Raw genomic sequence first — 4,545 nt, forward strand, 5'->3', positions numbered from 1 at the left:
CTGAGTTCCCTTTCAGTGATCTACTATTCCGCGCATCTATTTAGCTCATCCAAGTGAGCATTATTGCGGCTTAGAATTGCCCATCCATGTGGATCCTGATTTATAAGGCTTAAAATACCCTGTATCTGTTCCTCCATATCTACATATGAACGAAAAGTGACCTTTCCCCCTCCCTTTTTTGCCGAGCGTAACTCTTTGGCATAACGGTAAACATTCTTTCCTATCAGTGCTCCGGCCACCTCTAAAATTTCAGGTTCACACCTAAAGCATGTGTTTAAGTAAAATATGTTAGGTCTGAAGTGTTTTTCAAACTGTTGAAATATTTTGACTCCTCCTGAGGATCTGAAGGAGTAGATGGCCTGATCATCGTCTCCAACTATACTCGTATAGACTCCAGCTCTTGTATGCAATGCTATCCATGAGAATTGTATAGAGTCAGTATCCTGAACTTCGTCTACTATCAAATGTGTCAAATCTAACGTGCGCATTTTTCCCGAATGCATTTGACCGACAACAAATTTTGAAAGAGCATTGAGGTCCGCCACATGGTCTTTCTGGCATAACGCCTGATAGGTATTAAACAAATGGATCTGTTGTCTGTTATGCCGAACTGAAATCACATCCGTATCCATTTCTCTGCCGATAGCATCAATAACGAATTCAGCTTCAGCAAACTTCATCGTTACACCGGATTCTTTCAAAGCCCGGTGAATGACAGATCTCTGTGCTGGCCCTATCAACATCTTTCCCGGCCAGCGAATCATGTCCAGTTGCTTCTTAACGAGTCCGTGAAAAGTATCCACCAGCACCCGGTCAAGATCCTTCTTGCTCAATCGCTTTTGTAACTTTGCTGCAAGTGCGTTTGTTGCAGCGCGAGTAAAGGTCACCATCCCGATTCTTGCATATGGATACTTTTTGAGAATCGATATAACCGCTTCTATCATGGTGAACGATTTGCCTGATCCAGGCGCTGCTATCACCATATTGTTTGCGCTAGCATTCTCGATAACAGGTCTTTGCTCTTCTGTTGGCTTACCCATTTCAACCTCATTACTTCGTTTTAATAATTATACATTTTTATAAAAGCGCTTTTCTTGTGTACTGCTGGTTCTACTGGAAATCACTTTTTTTCCTTTTTTATGCAATCAGGTTGTTTGTGAAACGCGTGACTATGGAATAATGGTTCCATCTCCAAAAGACATTACAAAAAGGGCTTTAAATGAAACTTTTACGTTTAGTATCTCTGGTCTCTTCTGTCGTCATTGGTTTTTCCCTATCGGGTTGTGCCGGTGACACCGGCACTACGCCAGGCACCGCTCTGAATGCGTACAGTCACGGCCAGTACTGGCATGCTAATGCAAATGATTCTGTCGCCAAGAATGCCTATTCGTTTGCTGGTTTCGACGTTAATTTTAAGGAGCAAGAGGTTACTCCTGGAGGGGATGCCGACAACTTTCTTTCTAAGTATCTCATCAATAGTTCGATGGGCTACGTAACAGGCGGTCTAAAAGGTTTTGGGATCATGAGCCTCAGCTCTTTGTACAGTTCTTCTGACGCCGAATACATCCAGGTCAATCAATACCTAGTGTTCGTCCCCAATCCAAAAAAATTGCCTTACAATGATGAAAGTTTGGTACGTGAGGGAGCTAAGTATGTTTTTGAGCATACAAAAGCAACTCAGGCCTCATTTGGATACAACCCTGAAAAACAGAAAGCAGCTCTGGCCACATGTAAAATTGATATGGCAGTCGTCAATAAATGGAGTACCTGTGATCTGCCCTCTAAGCCTGATGCTGATGTTTTCCCTACAGATTCAATGTACAGCTTTCAGGCGATTCGCCCCGCAACAGGAACCGAAATTCCTGAGCTAAACCTTCCCGCTGGTGATTACGCTGTAATTCGTTATGTGTTCATCCCATTTAAAGGAAACGAAACAAGCGCTGATTTTTCGGGTATCATTTTCCGTTCTGATAGCCCAAATACAACAACTCCAGGGGGTGTTGCAGCCTCCATCAACGGAAAAGATTATTACCTCTTTACCGGTGAATACGGTAAAAAAGGCTTCCCAGAAAAAACATTGAAAGCCAAGTAATTAAAAAAGGGGCCTAACGGCCCCTTCTTCAATATTTCGGCAACTGCTTGCCCGTAACCGGATCCAGCGTAGTTGAACCTACCTCACATATGGCCGGTCGAGGTAAATAGCTACAATCTACATTTTCCTCTTTTATAGCCTGAGCATTTTCTTGTCTGGCCTTTATCATATTTTCTTCACCGCCCATTGCTTCCTTGGTACGTTCTGATGGAAGTTGATAGTTCTCATTCTGGAATGGTAAGTTTTCCACAATTGATTCTTCGGAGAATTTTGAATATTGATCAGGAACTTCTCCTACCTGAACTGCATCATTAATCCACTCCGTCAGATCAATTTTATCGAAATCCAGTTGCTGTATTTGCTTTATTGATAGCCCCACGCAATTAGAGGCGACAGGGTCTATTCCTAATTGCGGATAAGCTTGTTGCATAATAACGCGTGACAACATGGAATTATAACAGCACATGTCTGTTGCTTTTTTAACGCATTTCTTTGTGAAACCAACATTCAGATATTTGACGCATCGTTCCGTATCTAATGTAAAACAGGATTTTTGATTCTTATGAATAGAAGCTTCCATCTCTTTCTGGTCGCATGCTACCAACATTTCTAAAAGCATTTTAGTGACCTGATAGGCTGTATAAATCCAACCGATCACGTTTAATGCAAGCATAAAGTTTTGAACCGCAGCCGAGAAGACAACCTCTCCTCCGGTAGTAGCAACGTTCTTAAAGACAAAGTCACGAACTGTATCTGGTAGCAATTCGTAGGCTTTCTTCATTGCCATCTGCTTAAGCTGACCTATACCGAAGCTGGACATTGTTTCCTGTGCCAACTGGCCAGCACCTCCTGCCCCTCCAGAAGTTGCGGAAGACCCAACTGCCCTGCTTAGATTACCAGCGACGTTTTCATATACGCTCGTTAAGGAGCTCGTGACGTTGTTCCACATTTGCCCTACTGTTTTACCAGCTGATGCAGTCCACTCTCCGACCGCATTAGACATAGAAGCCCATGTACCTGTATCACCGCCGGTCCATTTTATTAGCTGAGCATTAACTCTGGTCCAGTTTGTGTTTCTGATCATAGATCCGGCAAGCATGATACCTTCAAGTGCTCCTGCGGTTCCCTGTGGTGCTTCGCAGCAGTCCGTCTTTGCCAGGCCATTTACAAAGCCTACTGAACGACCACACCATTCAGGTTTTCCTTCAAAGACGGAACATGAATTGGCATCGTTAGGGTCTTCGCATTTGGCTTCGCCCTGCATGTACTGAACCATGTTTGAATAAGCCGCAACTTTTCCAAAATCGTTGTTCTCTTCCTTTGGCCCAGTTTCGCATGTTCCACCTGAACATGGGATCATGCCAACACAGGCATTTGTAGAAGATTCAACCTCCCGAACTACATCCTTCCCTCTGTCACAGGTGTATTTCTGTTCATACATGTAGCAACTGTTAGTGCCCTCATCGAACCAACCCTCTGCACATGTTTGTTTATCGAGTACACATGCTGCATCATTTTTATAAGCACTACATGCATCAGGCATACTCTTTATTTCTTCATAGTTGTAACAGAGGTCCTTTCCATTAGCGTCTTTCATAATTTTTCCACTAGCGTCATAAGAGCAAATTTTGTCTTTGGCCAATGGATCACAAAAGTAGCCTTCAAGGTTTGTCTTCCAGGTAAGAAATCCTTTATCACCTTCATACAGAGGCTTTGCCAATGAAAGCACGCTTTCCGGAAGCCGTTTTGTGCCAACATCCATATCTTTAAACCGATCGAAACGGCAGAATGTATTCGGAGCTTGTACAGCATCGTAACAACCAGCTGGTTCCTGGACGTGCTTATCTTCGAGCTTCATATTTTCAAAAGTCAGCTCAACCTCAAAATACCCTTCACCCTTCCCACCAACCCATACTCTGGATGCCATTGTCACTTCTCGATCAGGCTCCTCATACACCGATTTTCTGACCTTATCAGTCACATCGTAAACCTTGTCGAGTTTCCACGATTTTTTTAACTCCCAAGATCCCTTAGGAGCCGGATAGTCACTTTCTCGATATGCACCATCTATGTGAGCAAAAATCTGCGTGCCATCAAGTGTTACCCGCATGTGGTCATCCCACTCCGCGTTAACAATCTTTGCTGAGGCCAATTTTGCATCCGGATGGAATTTTAATGTCAGTTCGTTATCATATACCCCGTCACTCCAGTAGTTGTCATCACGGCGACCAAACCATATACGCACACAATTATCGCCGCACATCGACATGTCTCCGTTTCCGCCTGAAATGTAAACAGGGACTGAAAAATCACGGGTTATCGTGCAGCTGCTGAAGTTATCTTGCTTAGGCGAGTTACAGTAGAACTCTTTGTAATCAGGATAGTGTGTGGTTACTGTTTTTTTAGAGTGATGTAGCCCCCTGAAACACCAGACAGTAGCTGTATCTCCAGAT

General features: G+C 43.5%; 2 protein-coding genes and 1 pseudogene. 1 reads left to right on the forward strand and 2 read right to left on the reverse strand.

What is annotated here, in order from left to right:
* Window positions 1-26 precede the first annotated feature (26 nt).
* Window positions 27-1,040: pseudogene (gene trhI / locus ACVCAM_RS25880) on the reverse strand (IncHI-type conjugal transfer helicase TrhI); the annotation flags it as partial.
* Window positions 1,041-1,219: 179 nt separating this feature from the next.
* Here trhI and ACVCAM_RS25885 point away from each other — a divergent pair.
* Window positions 1,220-2,092 (forward strand): hypothetical protein, encoded by an 873-nt coding sequence (locus ACVCAM_RS25885; RefSeq protein WP_000771834.1) that lies wholly within the window; start codon window positions 1,220-1,222, stop codon window positions 2,090-2,092.
* Between the two features lie 28 nt (window positions 2,093-2,120).
* Here ACVCAM_RS25885 and trhN read toward each other — a convergent pair.
* Window positions 2,121-4,545, reverse strand: a 2,425-nt coding sequence (trhN, locus tag ACVCAM_RS25890) for an IncHI-type conjugal transfer protein TrhN (RefSeq protein WP_447093739.1), incomplete at its 5' end; no start/stop codon positions are given.

The organism is Enterobacter sp. CFEC122, assembly GCF_052983755.1.